The organism is Magnetospirillum sp. 15-1 (assembly GCF_900184795.1).
Classification (GTDB): Bacteria; Pseudomonadota; Alphaproteobacteria; order Rhodospirillales; family Magnetospirillaceae; genus Phaeospirillum.
This window is the reverse complement of the sequence record NZ_FXXN01000021.1, coordinates 146537-161781: the sequence shown is the minus strand read 5'-3', so window position 1 is coordinate 161781 and position 15245 is coordinate 146537. Positions and strand designations below refer to the sequence as shown.

The 15245-nt window shown below is 67.7% G+C and carries 20 protein-coding genes and 1 other RNA gene; 18 read left to right on the top strand and 3 right to left on the bottom strand.

Features of this window, described 5'->3' with window-relative positions:
- Positions 1–55 precede the first annotated feature (55 nt).
- Both CP958_RS07760 and CP958_RS07755 read left to right on the top strand, forming a co-directional pair.
- Positions 56–994, top strand: a complete 939-nt coding sequence (locus tag CP958_RS07760; RefSeq protein WP_096701402.1) for an FAD-binding protein — start codon at positions 56–58, stop codon at positions 992–994.
- 105 nt (positions 995–1099) lie between these two features.
- On the top strand, positions 1100–1549 hold the full coding sequence (locus CP958_RS07755) for an Rrf2 family transcriptional regulator (protein WP_096701401.1): 450 nt from the start codon (positions 1100–1102) through the stop codon (positions 1547–1549).
- 3 nt (positions 1550–1552) lie between these two features.
- Here the strand turns inward: CP958_RS07755 and CP958_RS07750 are convergent, their stop codons facing one another.
- On the bottom strand, positions 1553–1879 hold the full coding sequence (locus tag CP958_RS07750) for a hypothetical protein (RefSeq protein WP_096701400.1): 327 nt from the start codon (positions 1877–1879) through the stop codon (positions 1553–1555).
- Positions 1876–2364 (bottom strand): DUF3124 domain-containing protein, encoded by a 489-nt coding sequence (locus CP958_RS07745; RefSeq protein ID WP_096701458.1) that lies wholly within the window; start codon positions 2362–2364, stop codon positions 1876–1878. The genes CP958_RS07750 and CP958_RS07745 overlap by 4 nt, the downstream gene beginning before the upstream one ends.
- A 168-nt stretch (positions 2365–2532) precedes the next feature.
- Between CP958_RS07745 and CP958_RS07740 the strand changes: the two genes are divergently transcribed.
- From CP958_RS07740 to CP958_RS07710, 7 genes are all read left to right on the top strand, one after another.
- A complete protein-coding gene (locus CP958_RS07740; protein ID WP_096701457.1) occupies positions 2533–2745 on the top strand; it encodes a hypothetical protein in 213 nt (70 codons plus the stop codon).
- A gap of 3 nt (positions 2746–2748) precedes the next feature.
- Positions 2749–3075: a cell division protein ZapA gene (locus CP958_RS07735; protein ID WP_096701399.1), complete on the top strand. Its 327-nt coding sequence runs from the start codon at positions 2749–2751 to the stop codon at positions 3073–3075.
- Between the two features lie 15 nt (positions 3076–3090).
- Positions 3091–3247: non-coding RNA, 6S RNA (gene ssrS, locus CP958_RS07730), on the top strand.
- A gap of 12 nt (positions 3248–3259) precedes the next feature.
- Positions 3260–3844, top strand: a complete 585-nt coding sequence (locus tag CP958_RS07725; RefSeq protein WP_096701398.1) for a 5-formyltetrahydrofolate cyclo-ligase — start codon at positions 3260–3262, stop codon at positions 3842–3844.
- Positions 3841–4659, top strand: coding sequence for a TIGR00282 family metallophosphoesterase (locus CP958_RS07720; protein ID WP_096701397.1), 819 nt, complete (start codon positions 3841–3843; stop codon positions 4657–4659). Before CP958_RS07725 ends, CP958_RS07720 begins: the two co-directional genes overlap by 4 nt.
- Positions 4660–4729: 70 nt before the next feature.
- On the top strand, positions 4730–5344 hold the full coding sequence (locus CP958_RS07715) for an ABC transporter substrate-binding protein (RefSeq protein WP_170958886.1): 615 nt from the start codon (positions 4730–4732) through the stop codon (positions 5342–5344).
- A gap of 190 nt (positions 5345–5534) precedes the next feature.
- A complete protein-coding gene (locus tag CP958_RS07710; RefSeq protein ID WP_096701395.1) occupies positions 5535–5915 on the top strand; it encodes a thioredoxin family protein in 381 nt (126 codons plus the stop codon).
- 9 nt (positions 5916–5924) lie between these two features.
- On the opposite strand, the gene CP958_RS07705 is transcribed toward CP958_RS07710, so the two are convergent.
- Positions 5925–8000: a methyl-accepting chemotaxis protein gene (locus CP958_RS07705; protein WP_096701394.1), complete on the bottom strand. Its 2076-nt coding sequence runs from the start codon at positions 7998–8000 to the stop codon at positions 5925–5927.
- Positions 8001–8224: 224 nt separating this feature from the next.
- Between CP958_RS07705 and CP958_RS07700 the strand changes: the two genes are divergently transcribed.
- From CP958_RS07700 to tolB, 9 genes are all read left to right on the top strand, one after another.
- The gene (locus tag CP958_RS07700; protein WP_096701393.1) at positions 8225–8974 is read left to right on the top strand and encodes a YebC/PmpR family DNA-binding transcriptional regulator; all 750 of its coding nucleotides are present in this window, start codon (positions 8225–8227) and stop codon (positions 8972–8974) included.
- A complete protein-coding gene (gene ruvC, locus CP958_RS07695) occupies positions 8974–9474 on the top strand; it encodes a crossover junction endodeoxyribonuclease RuvC (RefSeq protein ID WP_096701392.1) in 501 nt (166 codons plus the stop codon). The genes CP958_RS07700 and ruvC overlap by 1 nt, the downstream gene beginning before the upstream one ends.
- Positions 9475–9604: 130 nt before the next feature.
- A complete protein-coding gene (gene ruvA, locus CP958_RS07690; protein WP_096701456.1) occupies positions 9605–10243 on the top strand; it encodes a Holliday junction branch migration protein RuvA in 639 nt (212 codons plus the stop codon).
- Entirely contained in the window at positions 10240–11283 is a 1044-nt protein-coding gene (ruvB, locus tag CP958_RS07685) for a Holliday junction branch migration DNA helicase RuvB (protein WP_096701391.1), read from the top strand. Before ruvA ends, ruvB begins: the two co-directional genes overlap by 4 nt.
- Positions 11280–11705, top strand: coding sequence for a tol-pal system-associated acyl-CoA thioesterase (gene ybgC / locus CP958_RS07680; protein ID WP_096701390.1), 426 nt, complete (start codon positions 11280–11282; stop codon positions 11703–11705). The genes ruvB and ybgC overlap by 4 nt, the downstream gene beginning before the upstream one ends.
- 5 nt (positions 11706–11710) lie before the next feature.
- The gene (gene tolQ, locus CP958_RS07675) at positions 11711–12436 is read left to right on the top strand and encodes a protein TolQ (protein ID WP_096701389.1); all 726 of its coding nucleotides are present in this window, start codon (positions 11711–11713) and stop codon (positions 12434–12436) included.
- Entirely contained in the window at positions 12436–12903 is a 468-nt protein-coding gene (gene tolR, locus CP958_RS07670) for a protein TolR (RefSeq protein WP_096701388.1), read from the top strand. The genes tolQ and tolR overlap by 1 nt, the downstream gene beginning before the upstream one ends.
- A 9-nt stretch (positions 12904–12912) precedes the next feature.
- Positions 12913–13851, top strand: coding sequence for a TonB C-terminal domain-containing protein (locus CP958_RS07665; protein WP_096701387.1), 939 nt, complete (start codon positions 12913–12915; stop codon positions 13849–13851).
- Entirely contained in the window at positions 13848–15191 is a 1344-nt protein-coding gene (tolB, locus tag CP958_RS07660; protein WP_096701386.1) for a Tol-Pal system beta propeller repeat protein TolB, read from the top strand. Before CP958_RS07665 ends, tolB begins: the two co-directional genes overlap by 4 nt.
- The last annotated feature ends 54 nt before the right edge of the window (positions 15192–15245 follow it).

Here is a 15245-nt window from a genome sequence, read left to right as displayed (position 1 = left end):
CGGCCGTGGATACCCGGACCAAGTCCGGGCATGACGACGGGAAAGGGACGAACGAATGACCATTCTGGTTCTGGCCGAGCACGAGGGCGGCGCTCTCAAGGCCGCCACGCTGAACACCGTCACCGCCGCCGCCAGGATCGGCGGCGATGTGCACGTCCTGGTCGCCGGAAGCGGCATCGCCGCCGTGGCCGAGGCCGCCGCCAAGGTGGCGGGTGTGGCCAAGGTGCTGTCGGCCGACGCGGCCGTTTACGCCAACCATCTCGCCGAGCCGCTGGCCGCCCTGGTGGTGAGCCTGGCCGGTTCCTATTCCCACATCCTGGCGCCCGCCACCACGGGGGGCAAGAACGTGGCGCCCCGCGTCGCGGCGCTGCTCGACGTGGCCCAGGTGTCGGAGATCACCGGCGTGGTGTCCCCCGACACCTTCATCCGCCCGATCTATGCCGGCAATGCGCTCGCCACCGTGCAGTCCAAGGACGCGGTCAAGGTGATCACCGTACGCGGCACCGGCTTCGAGGCGGCCAAGGCCGAGGGTGGTTCCGCTTCGGTGGAAGCCGTCGCCGCCGCCGCCGACCCGGCCCTGTCGTCCTACGTGGGCAGCCAGCTCAGCAAGTCCGAGCGTCCCGAGCTGACCAGCGCCCGCATCATCATCTCGGGCGGGCGCGGCATGCAGTCGGGCGATAACTTCCCGCTGCTCGAAGCGGTGGCCGACAAGCTGGGCGCCGCAGTGGGGGCTTCGCGCGCCGCCGTCGACGCCGGCTTCGTGCCCAACGACTTCCAGGTGGGCCAGACCGGCAAGATCGTCGCCCCCGACCTCTACATCGCCGTCGGCATCTCGGGCGCCATCCAGCACCTGGCCGGCATGAAGGATTCCAAGGTCATCGTCGCCATCAACAAGGACGAAGAGGCCCCCATCTTCCAGGTCGCCGATTACGGCCTGGTCGCCGACCTCTTCAAGGTGTTGCCTGAATTCACCGCGGCCCTCCAGTCTCCCTGAGGCCGCAACCTGGCGGGGGCGGGCGCGGCACACGCCCGCCCCTGCATTTTATTGACATGACCGCGCCAATCCATTTCCCTTGAACTCTATGGATTGGATGTAGTGATGCTGTCGAGCAAGGCAAAGTACGGCCTGAAGGCCATGGTGTATCTGGCGCGGCACGAGGGGCTGGGACCGGTTCTGATCGCCGATATCGCCGAAGCCGAGCGTATTCCCAAGAAATTCCTCGACGCCATTCTTCTCGAGATGAAGAACGACGGCCTGCTGTCCTCCAAGAAGGGCAAGGGTGGCGGCTATACCCTGGCGAAGCCGGCGGTGCGCATCATGGTCGGCGATATCGTCCGTCTGCTGGACGGGCCGCTGGCTCCGGTGCCCTGCGTGTCCCGTACCGCCTATCGCCGCTGCGAGGATTGCGCGGACGAGACCGCCTGTGCCATCCGCGCCGTCATGCAGGACGTGCGCGACGCCATCGCCGCCATTCTCGACAACACCACCCTGTCCGACATGATCAACCGGCGCGGCCGCCCCGAAGCGGTGCTGATGTACGACATCTGACGTTCAGGCGACCAGCCGCGCGCCCATCTGCCCGGCGATATCGGCCAGCCTGTCCCGCACATTGTCGGGAAGGCCGCTCACCCGGACCACAGGGATTCCGGCCCGGAGCGCCGCCAGGGCGAGGCCGGGGGCGTCGCCGCAATCCAGCACCGCTTCGATCTTCAGATCGGGAAATTCCGCCGCCAAAGCCCGGGTCAGGGCCCGCCACCAGCCGATGCCGTGCTGTCCTGCGGCACCGGGCGGGCTTTGCAGCCTGACCGGTCGGTCGACATCGGCCGCCGCCAGCGTGGCGCGGGCCTGTTCCAGGGAATGGACGGTGAGCGGCGTCACGGATTGGGCTGGATGGGGCGGCCGGGGCTGGTGAAGGCCACCGACTGGGTACCGAAGAAATAGGCGTTGACGGTCTCGATGACCGGTATGTTGACCGCCCGGTCGGATTTCCATTCCACCACGAAATTGGCGCCACTGCCGCCGGTCTTGTCCTTGTGCTCGACGAACAGTTCGGACGAGCCCATGGGGGGGAGAACCAGCGGCTTGGGCAGATACTCGCGCAGCAGCTTGCCGTCGGTGTCGTAATAGCGCGCCGAGGTGATGGTGATGGACTGGGCGAGGTCGGTATTGCGCAGGCTGAGCATGGAGGACAGCAGCAGTTCGGACGGCTTGCCCCGCCCATCCAGATTGCCGTGCGAGATATGGGAATAGACCGGGACATAGAGGGTCTGGCCCTTGGAGAGGGGCAGGGGCTGCTCGGCCAGGGCCGCCGGGGAGGCGAGGATCGCGGCGGCGAACAGGGCGGCCTTCAGGGCGGAGCGCATGGATTTCATCCTTCGCGGAAAGCGGGGAAAGACCAAGGGTAGCCCGCCCTCCGGCGGGGATCAACCGAGCCGTTGTGGCCTTTGTTGACTCCGTTGCCCTTCGGCCATACCTTCGCTTTCGATTGCGGAACATGGGGTTGGATCGTGGAACAGCGTCAGGGGCAGAGCTTGCAACGCACCGAAGAGGCCATGCGCCGCCTGGGCGCCGCCATCGACCGTCTTGAATCCGCCTCGGCCAGGGTGGGGGCCGGCGATCTGCTGCTGGCCGGCGAGCTGCGCGGCGCCCGCGACGATTACGCCCGGCTGGAGGAAACCACCCGCGTGGTCTCGACCCGGCTCGACGGCGCCATCGACCGCCTGCGCGACCTGCTGGAGGAATAGCCCGTGGCAGTCGTCAACGTCACCATCAATGGCCGGATCTACGATATCGCCTGCGACGATTCCCAGGTGGCCCGCGTCCATGTCCTGGGCCGCGAGGTGGATGCCCGCGCCCAGCATCTGCTGTCCTCGGTGGGGTCGGTCAGCGATACCCGCCTGCTGGTCATGGTCGGCCTGCTGCTGGCCGATGAACTGGCCGAGGCGCGGGAGGAACTTTCCAAGATCGGCACCGAGGTCGGCGCCGCCGCCGAGGGCGACACCAAACTGGCCGGGCTGATCGATTCCCTGACCCGCCGCATCGAAGCCATTGCGATGCGGCTGGAAAGGGCCTAGCTTCAAGGGTGGAGCGGTCTGCTGCGCGGTGCGTCAGGCAGCCAACGTCCCTGGGGCCAATATCTTCCTCTCGGGGGCTGTCCCTGTCGGAGCCCTGGTTCCGGTATATGGCCACCCACCTGCGTAAGCAGGCCACGGAGGACTTGCAGGCCAACGGCCGAGGCGGCGCCGCTCCACTTATGCCATGACCGAGTCCATCCCTCCTCTCAGCAAGACCGAACTGCGCCGCATCGCCCGCCGGACACGGCGGGACGCCATGGCGCGCCTGGGGACCGCCGCCGGCCGGGCGCTGGCCGGGCTGGCCGCCGGGCTGGGCCTGCCCGGCGGTGCCGTACTGGCCGGCTACTGGCCGCTGGAGGGCGAGATCGACCCGGTGCCGCTGATGGAGGCCCTGGCGGCGCGGGGCCATACCCTGGCCCTGCCGGCGGTGACCGAGACGGGCGGCATCCTGGAATTCCGCCGCTGGATACCCGGCGAGTCCCTGGAGGACGGCCCCCACGGCACCCGTCATCCCGCCGACGCGCCGGCCGTTACTCCCAATGCGCTGCTGGTTCCGCTGCTGGCTTTCGACAGAAGGGGGTTCCGTCTGGGCTACGGCGGCGGATACTATGACCGGACTCTGGCGGGCCTGCGCCGGAACGGCGAGGTTGTCGCCGTCGGCCTGGCCTTCGCCGCCCAGGAGGTGGAGAGCGTTCCCACCGATCCCTGGGACATCCCATTGGACCTCATAGCCACGGAGCAGGGCGTGATCGTGACGGCGGGCAAATGAGACTTCTGTATATGGGCGACGTCATCGGGCGTTCCGGCCGCGACGTGATCACCGGCCGCATGGCCGAGATCAGGGATCGCCTTTCCCCCGATTTCATCGTCGTCAACGGCGAGAACGCCGCCCACGGCTTCGGCATCACGCCAAAGATCTGCGAGGACTTCTTCGCCGCCGGGGTGGACGTGGTGACGCTGGGCAACCACACCTGGGACCAGCGCGAGATCATGCCCTATCTGGACGGCGAGACCCGCGTGCTGCGGCCGCTCAACTATCCCGCCGGCACGCCGGGGCGCGGCATCGGCGTCTATGGCGCGCCGCGCGGCCGCAAGGTGATGGTGGTCCAGGTGATGGGGCGCCTGTTCATGGACCCGCTGGATGACCCCTTCGCCGCGCTGGAGAAGGAACTGGCGCGGGCCCGGATGGGAGCCGGCGGCGTCGACGCCATCATCGTGGACGTCCACGCCGAGGCCTCCAGCGAGAAGATGGCGCTGGGCCATCTGTCGGACGGCCGGGCCAGTCTGGTGGTGGGCAGCCATTCCCACGTGCCCACCGCCGATTGCCAGATTCTGGTCAGGGGCACCGCCTACCAGACCGATGCCGGCATGTGCGGCGATTACGATTCGGTGATCGGCATGAAGAAGGAAGCCGCCATCTTCAAGTTCGTGCGCAAGATCCCAGGCGAGCGCCTGTCGCCCGCCGAGGGGCCGGGCACGCTGTGCGCCGTGATGGTGGAAACCGACGACCGCACCGGGCTGGCGCTCCGGGCCGCGCCGTTGCGTCTTGGCGGGCGCCTGGCCGAGTGCTGGCCCGACTGGTGAAAGCTTGCCGTCAGGGGTCGTCCTCTATGGTCCGTCGCCATTTGACCGGGAATGAACGAGAGGAATGATCATGCTGCGTCTGTTGGGTCTGCTGGTCGCCGGATTGCTTTTTGTGGTCCAGCCGGCGCGGGCCGCCGACGGCCCCGAGGCCGAGGCCCTGGTCAAGCAGGCCGTCGCCGAATCGGCGGCGACCTTCGCGGGCGGCCCCTTCAGCCGCGAGCAAAGCCGCGAGAAGGTCATCGCCCTGGTCTCGAAATACGGCGACATCACCTATGAATCCGAACTGATCCTGGGGCGCTACTGGCGCAAGGCGACGCAGGAGCAGAAGGATACCTTCGCTTCGCTGCTGATTCCCTTTTTCGTTTCCACCTATGCCGACATGATCGACAACAATTCGGGCTCGACCCAGGTGGAGGTGCTGGGCAGCGAGGAACGCGCCGACGGCGTGCTGGTCAGGACCCGCATGGTGCTGTCGCCGCAGGAAAACGTGGAACTGGCCTTTGTCATCGTCCGCAATCCGGCCGGACGCCAGGTGGTTTCCGACGTCATCGCCGAGGGAGCGGGGTTGCTCACCACCATCCGCTCCGACTTCACCTCGGTGATCCGCTCGGCAGGCGGCAATATCGAGGCGCTGTTCGACGCCATGCGCAAGAAGATCGCGGCGCCCCCCAAGGCCCCGTCCTGAAGCGCTAGCTAGGCTTATGCATGCCCCTCGCCGGGCGGGCGCCTCCGCGCCCTTGGCCGCGGCCTCAATGGCCGCAGATCGCGCCGTGCGTCAGGTTTAACGCTCGACGCTCTAAATTTTCGGGCAAGGCTAACTTTTCCATGGCGGAGGGCGAATATCAGGGGGAGTTGTCTTTCCCGGAGGATTCGTCATGCCCCGCCTGCTGTCCCGTCTGATCCTGCTGTTCGCCCTGGTCCTCGCCGCACCCGCCGCTCAGTCGGCCCAGACGTGGGACAAGGCGGCGTTCGAGGCCGCCCAGGCCGCCGGATCGCCCATCCTGGTGCATGTGACGGCGCCGTGGTGCCCTACCTGCAAGGCGCAGAAGCCGACGGTGGACCGGCTGGAATCCTCCAATCCGGCGCTGAAGGTGTTCGCGGTGGATTTCGACAGCCAGAAGGATGCCCTGGCCTTCCTCGGCGTCAAGAGCCAAAGCACCCTGATCTCCTATCACGGCAAGGCGGAGATCGCCCGGTCCACCGGCGTGACCGACCCGGCCGTCATCACCGAGATGGTGGTGCGGGCCAGCCACTGACCATGGCGGCTACTGCCGGAGCGCCAGACGGACGGCGCCCCAGTGGCGCTTGCCGACCCGGATGGGGGCGTCCACTTCCTTCAGCAGCACCTTCTGGCCGCCCATGTCGCGGTTGTAGAGCTGGATGAAGTGGGCCTTGGTGTTGCGCGCCGCCAGCAGCCCGGCGGGATCGTCGAAAATGCGGCGGTTGCGGCAATGGGCGATGTTCCATTCCGGATCGTCGGGCCGCTGGGGCTGCGAGAATTCCGGATTGTGGGTCGGGGCGTAGCCGTTGCGGTCGACCGCCAGACAGAAGACGATGCGCTTGTCCACCTGCCGGGCCGGTTCCACCAGGGCCGGCACGATGCGCTCGGCGAATTCGGTGAAGCGGGTCAAGTGCTGCAGCGGGTTGCTGCCGGCGATGGGCAGGTAGTCCACGTCGAACAGGTCGGCCTCGGTCAGCACGCGGGCGGCCAGCGCGTCCTCGAAGGCCTTGGATACCAGCGCCGCCGTGTCGCGCGCCGCCCGGATGAAGATTTCGTCGCGCTGGTGCTCGGCGGCGATGGCGGCGGCGATGGCTTGCGACGCCGCCGCGTCCAGGGATTCGAACTCGGCATGGGTGCCCAGCGCGCTGCGGGTGACCACATGGGTGCGCAAGGCGCCGATCCCCTCGATACGCAGTTCGAAGGGAGAGGTGTCCTCGGGCACCGTCATGGCCAGCAGCGCCCCGGTGGGGGACAGGTCGGCGGTACGCCCGTCGATCCATTTGCCGCCGATCTGGGCCTGGAAGCCCAGTGCGCAGGGATAGCGGTCGTTGTCGCGGCGGTCGCCGACCACCGAGGAGCGCAGGATCACCGAGATGCGGCGGTGCAGGTCGCGGATATCGCGCCCCACCACCTGGGACAGGTCCTTGACCCTGGTGGCGATTTCCGTGGTGGTGCCGGCCTCGGCCAGTACCTGATTGGCGTTGCTCGCCACCTCGCGGGTGCATTCGGCGGCGCGGGCGGCGCTGCGGGTGATCTCGGCGGTGGCGGCGCGCTGCTGCTCGGTGGCGGCGGCCACATGGCCGGCGATGACGTTGATGGAGCCGATGATGGCGCCGACCGCGTCCACCATGCCGGTGACCCCCTCGGTGGCCAGGCGGATGGCCTGGGCCTGGCCGCTGATGGTGCCGGTGGCGTGCTCGGTCTGCTGGGCGAGGCCCTTGACCTCGCTGGCCACCACGGCGAAGCCCTTGCCCATGTCGCCGGCGCGGGCGGCCTCGATGGTGGCGTTCAGCGCCAGCATGCGGGTCTGGCCGGCGATACGTGAAATCAAATCCAGCGCCGAGCGGATGTCTGTGCTGATGCTCGCCAGCCCGCCCACCCGGGTCGAGGCGTCGCCGGCCTTGGTGGTGGCCTCGCCGGTCAGTTCGGTGGCTTGGACCACCTGATGGGCGATCTCGCGGGACGAGACCTCCAGCTCCTCGGTGGCGCCGGCCACCGTCTGGACGTCCTCGGCGGTGTTGATGGCCGAGCTGGAGACCGAGCCGGCCATGGAGCGCATGCGCTCGGCCACCTCGTCCAACTGTTCCGCCCCCGAGGACAGGCGCTGGGCCTGGGCGCCGATCACGTCGACGGCGCCGACGATCTCGCGCTCGAGCATGTCGGTGAGGTCCAGCAGGTCGCCCCGGTTCTGGCGGCCCAGCCCGGCTTCGGTCTGGGCTTCCAGGGTGGCGTCCAGGTGCAGCATGCCGGCGCGCAGCACCGAGCCGAGATCGTCGGCCGCCTGGGGCGCGATCCGATGGGCGGTGAGCACCGCCCGCAGGGCCGCTTCCATGGAGGCGGCCTGCTCGGCCAGCACGTCGCGGGCGCGGATGCCCTGGGCGGCCAGGGCGGCGCCGTGCTCGCGGGCCCGCAGCAGGGCCTCGGCATCCAGCCCCCCGGCCAGCAGGCGGCCCAGCCCGTGGTCGGCGGCGGGCAAGGCGGCGGCCAGCGGGGCGGCGAGGCGGCGCAGCCGGACCTCGTCGACCTCGCCCAGGCGGAACTGGCTTCGCAGCCGGTCCATCTCCGCGTCGTCGGATTGGGTCCGGTCGGAGGACGGCGAAAGGTGGCTGGCGGCGAACATGGCGGCTCCCCCTGGCGGAGTGACGGCGCGTCCCTCCCCCGAGGGCGCATATACGTAAAGACGTACCGAAATGCACTTTTATATCGCGCTGCGATATGTGTCCACGGGTGAATTGTATCTATTCCTGATGGATGGCCGGGGGCGGCGTCATCCCTGTTGCTTTGCCACAACATGTGGTATAGGCACCGGTCGATCTTCATTCTCATCGGGATTGGTGGCGGAATATGGCCGGGCATTCACAATTCAAGAACATCATGCACCGCAAGGGCGCGCAGGACGCCAAGCGGGCTAAGGTCTTCACCAAGCTGATCCGCGAATTGACCGTATCGGCGAAAACCGGCATGCCCGACCCGGCCATGAACCCGCGTCTGCGCGCCGCCATCATGGCGGCGCGGGCCGCCAACATGCCCAAGGACACCATGGAGCGCGCCATCAAGCGCGGCGCCGGTGGCGATGACGGCACCAATTACGAGGAAGTGCGTTACGAAGGCTATGGTCCCGGTTCGGTGGCCATCATCGTCGAGGGCCTGACCGACAACCGCAACCGCACCGCCACCGAGGTGCGTACCGCCTTCAACAAGAACGGCGGCGCGCTCGGCGAGACCAATTCGGTGTCGTTCATGTTCGACCGGGTCGGCGCCATCCGCTTTCCCGCCGCCGCCGGCGGGGCCGAGGCCATGTTCGAGGGTGCCCTGGACGCCGGGGCCGACAATGTGGAATCCGACGAGGAAGGCCACGAGATCACCTGCGCCCCCGACGATCTCGGCACGGTGCGCGACGCCATGGAAGCCAAGTTCGGCACGCCGGAATACGCCCGCCTGGACTGGAAGCCGCAGACCACCGTTCCGGTCAGCGACGAGGAAACCGCCCGGACCCTGCTGAAGCTGCTGGACCTCCTCGAGGACAACGACGACGTCCAGCGCGTCCAGGCCAATTTCGAGATTCCCGACGAGATCATGGAAAAGCTCGGCTGATGAGAATCCTGGGGTTGGACCCGGGGCTGCGCAATACCGGCTGGGGCATCGTCGATGCCGTGGACAACCGGTTGCGCCATGTGGCGGACGGGGTGATCCGTCCCGCCACCGACGCCCCGCTGGCCGAGCGGCTGGTCCAGCTCCATGACGCCATCGTCGCCGTGATCGCCGAATACGGCCCCGACGAGGCGGCGGTGGAGGAGACCTTCGTCAACATGAATCCCGCCAGCACCCTGAAGCTGGGCCAGGCCCGCGGCGTGGTGCTGCTGGTTCCCGCCAAGGCCGGGCTCAAGGTGGGCGAATACGCGGCCACTCTGGTCAAGCAGTCGGTGGTCGGCACCGGCCGCGCCGCCAAGGAGCAGGTGGGCATGATGATCAGGACCCTGCTGCCCGGCTGTCTGGCCGCTACTCCCGATGCCGCCGACGCCCTGGCGGTGGCCATCTGCCACGCCCATCACCGTGGGACGCAGCAGCGTCTGGCGCAGGCGGTGGCGCGATGACGCTTTCACGCCATGCCCCCACCCCGGCCCTCCCCCGGCATGGCCGGGGGAGGGGGCGCATTCTCCTCTCCCTCCCCCAACTTGTTTGGGGGAGGGCTGGGGAGGGGGCAATCGCCGGGAGGTGTGGATCATGATCGCCAAGCTGAAGGGCCTGATCGATTCCCAGGGGGACGACTGGGCGGTGGTCGACTGCAACGGCGTCGGCTATCTGGTGGCCTGCTCCACCAAGACCCTGGGGCGGCTGGAGACCGGCACCGCCGCCAGCCTGTTCGTCGAGACCCAGGTGCGCGAAGACGCCATCTCGCTGTTCGGCTTCCTGGAGGCCGGCGAGCGCGACTGGTTCCGCCTGCTGACCACCGTGCAGGGAGTGGGGGCCAAGGTGGCGCTGGCCATCCTGTCGGTGGCCGGGCCGGAGCAGTTGCTGCAGATCATCGCCGCGGGGGACAAGGCCGGACTGACGCGGGCCAATGGCGTCGGGCCTAAACTGGCGGTGCGCATCCTCACCGAGCTGAAGGACAAGGCCGGCAAGATCGCGCTGGGCGGTTTCGCCCCCGGCGGGATCAAGGACGCCCTGTCGGCGGCCGCGCCGCTGCCCGCCGGCGCGGGCCGCATGGAGGATGCCGTCTCCGCCCTGGTCAATCTGGGCTACAAGCGCCTCGAGGCCTTCCAGGCGGTGGGCGAGACCGCCCGCGAACTGGGTGACGAGGCCGATTCCTCCGCCCTGATCCGCGCCGCGCTCAAGCGTCTGGGCAAGGGGCTGCTGGCATGACTCCTCGCGTCGTCTCGCCCGAACAGAGCCCCGCCGATGCCGAGACGTCGCTGCGGCCGTTGTCGCTCGACGATTTCGTCGGGCAGCGGCAGGTGTGCGAGAACCTCAAGGTGTTCATCAGCGCGGCCAGGGCGCGGGGCGACGCGCTCGACCACGTGCTGTTCCACGGCCCGCCCGGCCTGGGCAAGACCACCCTGGCGCAGATCGTCGCCCGCGAGCTGGGCGTCGGCTTTCGCGCCACCTCGGGTCCGGTGATCCAGCGGGCCGGCGATCTGGCGGCGCTGCTGACCAATCTCGAGCCGCGCGACGTCCTGTTCATCGACGAAATCCATCGCCTTAATCCTGCCATAGAGGAGGTTCTCTATCCTGCGATGGAGGACTTTCAGTTGGATCTGATCATCGGCGAAGGGCCGGCGGCCCGCTCGGTACGCATCGATCTGCCCCACTTCACCCTGGTGGGGGCGACGACCCGCTCGGGGCTGCTGACCACGCCGCTCCGCGAGCGGTTCGGCATTCCCTGCCGCATGAATTTCTACGAGCCGGCCGAACTGGAATCCATCGTGTCGCGCGGTGCCCGCGTGCTGGGGTTCGACCTGACCGCCGACGGCGCCGCCGAGGTGGCAAGGCGGTCGCGCGGCACGCCCCGCGTCGCCGGGCGCCTGCTGCGCCGGGTGCGCGACTTCGCCACCGTGGCCGGGCGCTCGCCGGTGGATGCGGCCGTGGCCGACGCGGCGCTGAACCGCCTGGAGGTGGATCGTATCGGCCTGGACGCCATGGATCGCCGCTATCTGCGCTGCATCGCCGAGAATTATGGCGGCGGGCCGGTGGGGGTGGAAACCCTGGCCGCCGCCCTGTCGGAAAGCCGCGACACCCTGGAAGAGGTGGTCGAGCCCTATCTGCTGCAGCAGGGCATGATCCAGCGCACCCCTAGGGGCCGCATGCTGTCGGCCTCGGGCTTCAAGCATATCGGGCTCAACCCGCCCAAGGACCTGCTGGTGCAGCTGGACCTGCTGACCCGCATGGAGGGGGATGAGGAATGAGCGGGACGCATCGCTTCCCCATCCGCGTCTATTACGAGGACACCGATGCCGGCGGCATCGTGTATCACTCCAACTACCTGAATTTCGCCGAGCGGGCGCGTACCGAGATGGTGCGCGAACTGGGCATCAGTCAGCGGACCATGCTGGAGGACGGCGAGGGGACTGCCTTCGCGGTGCGCTCGGCCAACATCGACTTCCGTCGTTCGGCCAAGCTGGACGATCTTCTGTCGGTGGAAACCGAGGTGATTTCCATCGGCGGCGCGAGCATCGAGCTGGACCAGCGGATTATCCGTGCCGAGGACGGAACTGAATTGGTGCGCATCGGGGTGCGCCTGGGCTATATCACCCTGTCCGGTAAACCGGCCCGCATTCCGGCGCCGGTCAGGGAATTGTTCGCGAATCGGATCAGCGAAAGGCGGTAGGTATCATGGATCCTTCTCAGGCAGTAGGGGCGGCCGGAGCGGCGGCACAGATGGACTTGTCCATGTGGGCGCTGTTTCTGCGCGCCGACATCATCGTCAAGTTCGTCATGATCGCCCTGCTTTGCGCCTCGTTCTGGTGCTGGGCCATCATCTTCGACAAGCTCATGAAGGTCCGCCAGCTGACCACGCGTGCCGACCAGTTCGAGGAAGCCTTCTGGTCCGGCGGTTCGCTGGAGGAACTGTACGACCGCATCGGCGCCCGGCCGATCGACCCCATGTCGTCGGTCTTCGTCGCCGCCATGCGCGAATGGCGCCGCTCGGCCGCCAAGGGCTTGGCCGACCGGGATTCCACCCGCGCCAGCCTGCCCCAGCGTATCGACCGGGTGATGAGCGTCACCTCGGGCCGCGAGATGGAACTGCTGGAACGCCGGCTGGGCTTCCTGGCCTCGGTGGGCTCGACGGCGCCGTTCATCGGCCTGTTCGGCACGGTGTGGGGCATCATGAACTCGTTCCAGTCCATCGCCGCCACCAAGAACACCTCGCTGGCCGTGGTGGCGCCCGGCATCGCCGAGGCGCTGTTCGCCACCGCGCTGGGTCTGGTGGCCGCCATTCCGGCGGTGATCGCCTACAACAAGATCTCCAACGACCTGGACCGCTATTCCAAGCGGCTGGAGAACTTCGCCGGTGAGTTCGGCGCCATCCTGTCGCGCCAGCTCGAGGAGAAGGCCTGATGGGCGCCTCCATCGGCCCCCGCAAGGGCGGGCATTCCCGCCGGTTCCGGCCGGTGGCCGAAATCAACGTCACCCCCATGGTCGACGTCATGCTGGTGTTGCTGGTGATCTTCATGGTGACGGCGCCGCTGCTCACCGCCGGCGTCCAGGTGGATCTGCCCAAGACCTCGGCCGCGCCCTTGAAGGGCGACGATCAGCCGCTGTCGGTGACCATCGACGCCCACGGCAAGATCTGGATTCAGGAAACCGAGGTCCAGCTCGATGAACTGGCGCCCCGGCTCCAGGCCATCACCGCCCAGAAGCCCGAGACCCGCATCTTCGTGCGCGGCGACAAGGGCATCGATTACGGCCGCGTGATGGAGGTCATGGGCACCCTGGCCGCCGCCGGTTTCCCCAAGGTCGCCCTGGTCACCGAGGTCAAGGGCTCGTCCGAGCCGGCCAAGCCGGCCAAGAAGGGGGGGCGCTAGGCTCGGATCATGGAATTGCGGCGCGAAAGCTACGTCTTCTCCGGTCTTCTGCATCTGGCGTTGTTCCTGCTGGCGGTGTTCGGCCTGCCGCAGTTCTGGCGCGAGATTCCCATGGAAGAGGCGCCCATCGTCGTCGATATCGTTCCTATCGGGGCCAAGACCAACCCGCCGCCGCTGCAGGACAACAAGCCGCAGCCCGAGCCGCAGAAGGCCGAGCCCGAGCCGCCCAAGCCGGAACCACCGAAGCCCGAGCCGCCCAAGCCCGAGCCTCCCAAGCCTCCTCCGCCTCCGCCGCCGCCGGCTCCCAMGCCGCCCGCCCCGCCGCCTCCCAAGCCGGAGCCGGAGCCTTCGCCCATTCCCAAGCCGGAACCCAAGCCCGAGCCCCCCAAGCCGGAGCCGCCGCCGCCGCCCAAGCCCGAGCCGCGCCCGGAGCCGCCCAAGAAGCAGAAGGACGTCAAGGACGAACTGGATTCGCTCCTGAAGTCGGTGGACAAGAAGAAGCCGACGCCCAAGGACGAACTGGACAAGCTGCTCAAGTCCACCGAGAAGCTGAAGCCCTCGGTGCCGGAGAACAAGACCGCCACCCAGACCGCGCCGCAGGCGGTGCGCGGCTCGGCGTCGCACAATCCCAACGAGCCGGTCTCCATGACCGAGCGCGACCGTATCCGCGCCCATATCGAGCGGTTCTGGAACGTGCCGGCCGGGGCCAAGGACGCCGACAAGCTGGTGGTGATGATCAAGGTCTCGGTGCTGCCCGACGGCACCGTGACGGCGGCCGAGGTCGAGCTGAATCCGGCGATGATGATGAACCCCTATTACCAGGCCGCCGCCGACAGCGCCCGGCGCGCCGTGCGCGCCGCCAGTCCGCTGCCCATTCCGGCGGACAAGTACGATCAGTTCAGGGATTTCACTTTGGCCTTCAACCCCAAGTTCGCGGCAGGAAGATGATCCTCATGTCACGCATTCGCTCGCTCGCGGCCCTGGCCGCCTTCGTCGTCCTCGGGGTCGTGGCGGCTCTGCCCGCCGGCGCCGAGGTGCGCATCGATATCACCCGTGGCCAGATGAAGCCGCTGCCCATCGCCATTCCGGACTTCGCCGGCGGTTCGCCCCAGGACGGGCGCATCGGCGCCGACATCGCCCGGGTGGTGTCGGCCGACCTTGAGCGGTCGGGTCTGTTCAAGCCCATCGACCCCAAGGCGTTCATCCAGACGGTGGCCTCGCTGCAGGCCGGTCCGCGCTTTCCCGACTGGAAGGCCATCAACGCCGAGGGTCTGGTCAGCGGCAAGGTGGAAACCAGCGCCGACGGCCGTGTCCGCGTGGAGTTCCGCCTGTGGGACGTGTTCAACGAAGCCTACATGACCGGCTGGACCCTGTCGGCCTCGCCCCAGGACTGGCGCCGCCTGTCCCATAAGGTGGCTGACGCCATCTACAAGCGGGTGACCGGCGAAGATGGCTACTTCGATACCCAGATCGTCTATATCGCGGAATCCGGTCCCAAGAACGACCGCAAGAAGCGCCTGTCCATCATGGACCAGGACGGCGAGAATCACCGTTTCCTCACCGATGGTTCTGAGCTGGTGCTGACGCCGCGCTTTTCGCCCAGCGCCCGCGAGATCACCTATCTCTCGTATTTCAAGGGCGTGCCCCGGGTCTACATCTTCAACCTGGATACCGGCCGGCGGGAGTCGCTGGGCAATTTTCCCGGCATGACCTTCGCGCCGCGCTTTTCGCCCGATGGCAACAAGGTCATCTTCAGCATGGCCGAGAGCGGCAATACTGAACTTTACGAGATGAACCTGCTGACCCGGCAGAAGAGGCAACTGACCTTCAACCCGGCGATCGACACGGCACCCAGCTATTCCCCCGATGGACAGCAGATCACCTTCGAGTCTGATCGCAGCGGCGGGCAGCAGATCTACGTCATGGGGGCCGATGGCTCCAATCCGCAGCGCATCAGCTTCGGTGACGGCCGCTACGCCACTCCGGTGTGGAGCCCGCGCGGCGATCTCATCGCCTTCACCAAGCAGAAGGGCGGGCAATTCTTCATAGGTGTCATGCGTACCGATGGTTCGGGCGAGCGCCTGCTGGCCGAGGGGTTCCTGGTGGAAGGCCCCACCTGGGCTCCCAATGGCCGGGTTCTGTCCTTTTTCCGGGAGTCTCCCTCGGACGAGCGCGGGCGGGGGCAGGTGGTGCGCCTGTACACCATCGACCTGACCGGTGTTAATGAAAGAGTGCTTTTGACACCGATCGACGGCTCCGATCCTGCGTGGTCCCCCTTGATTCCCTAGAATTATGTTTGTATAGTCCGCGCCGATTAGGATTTAATCCGGTGACATCGGGTC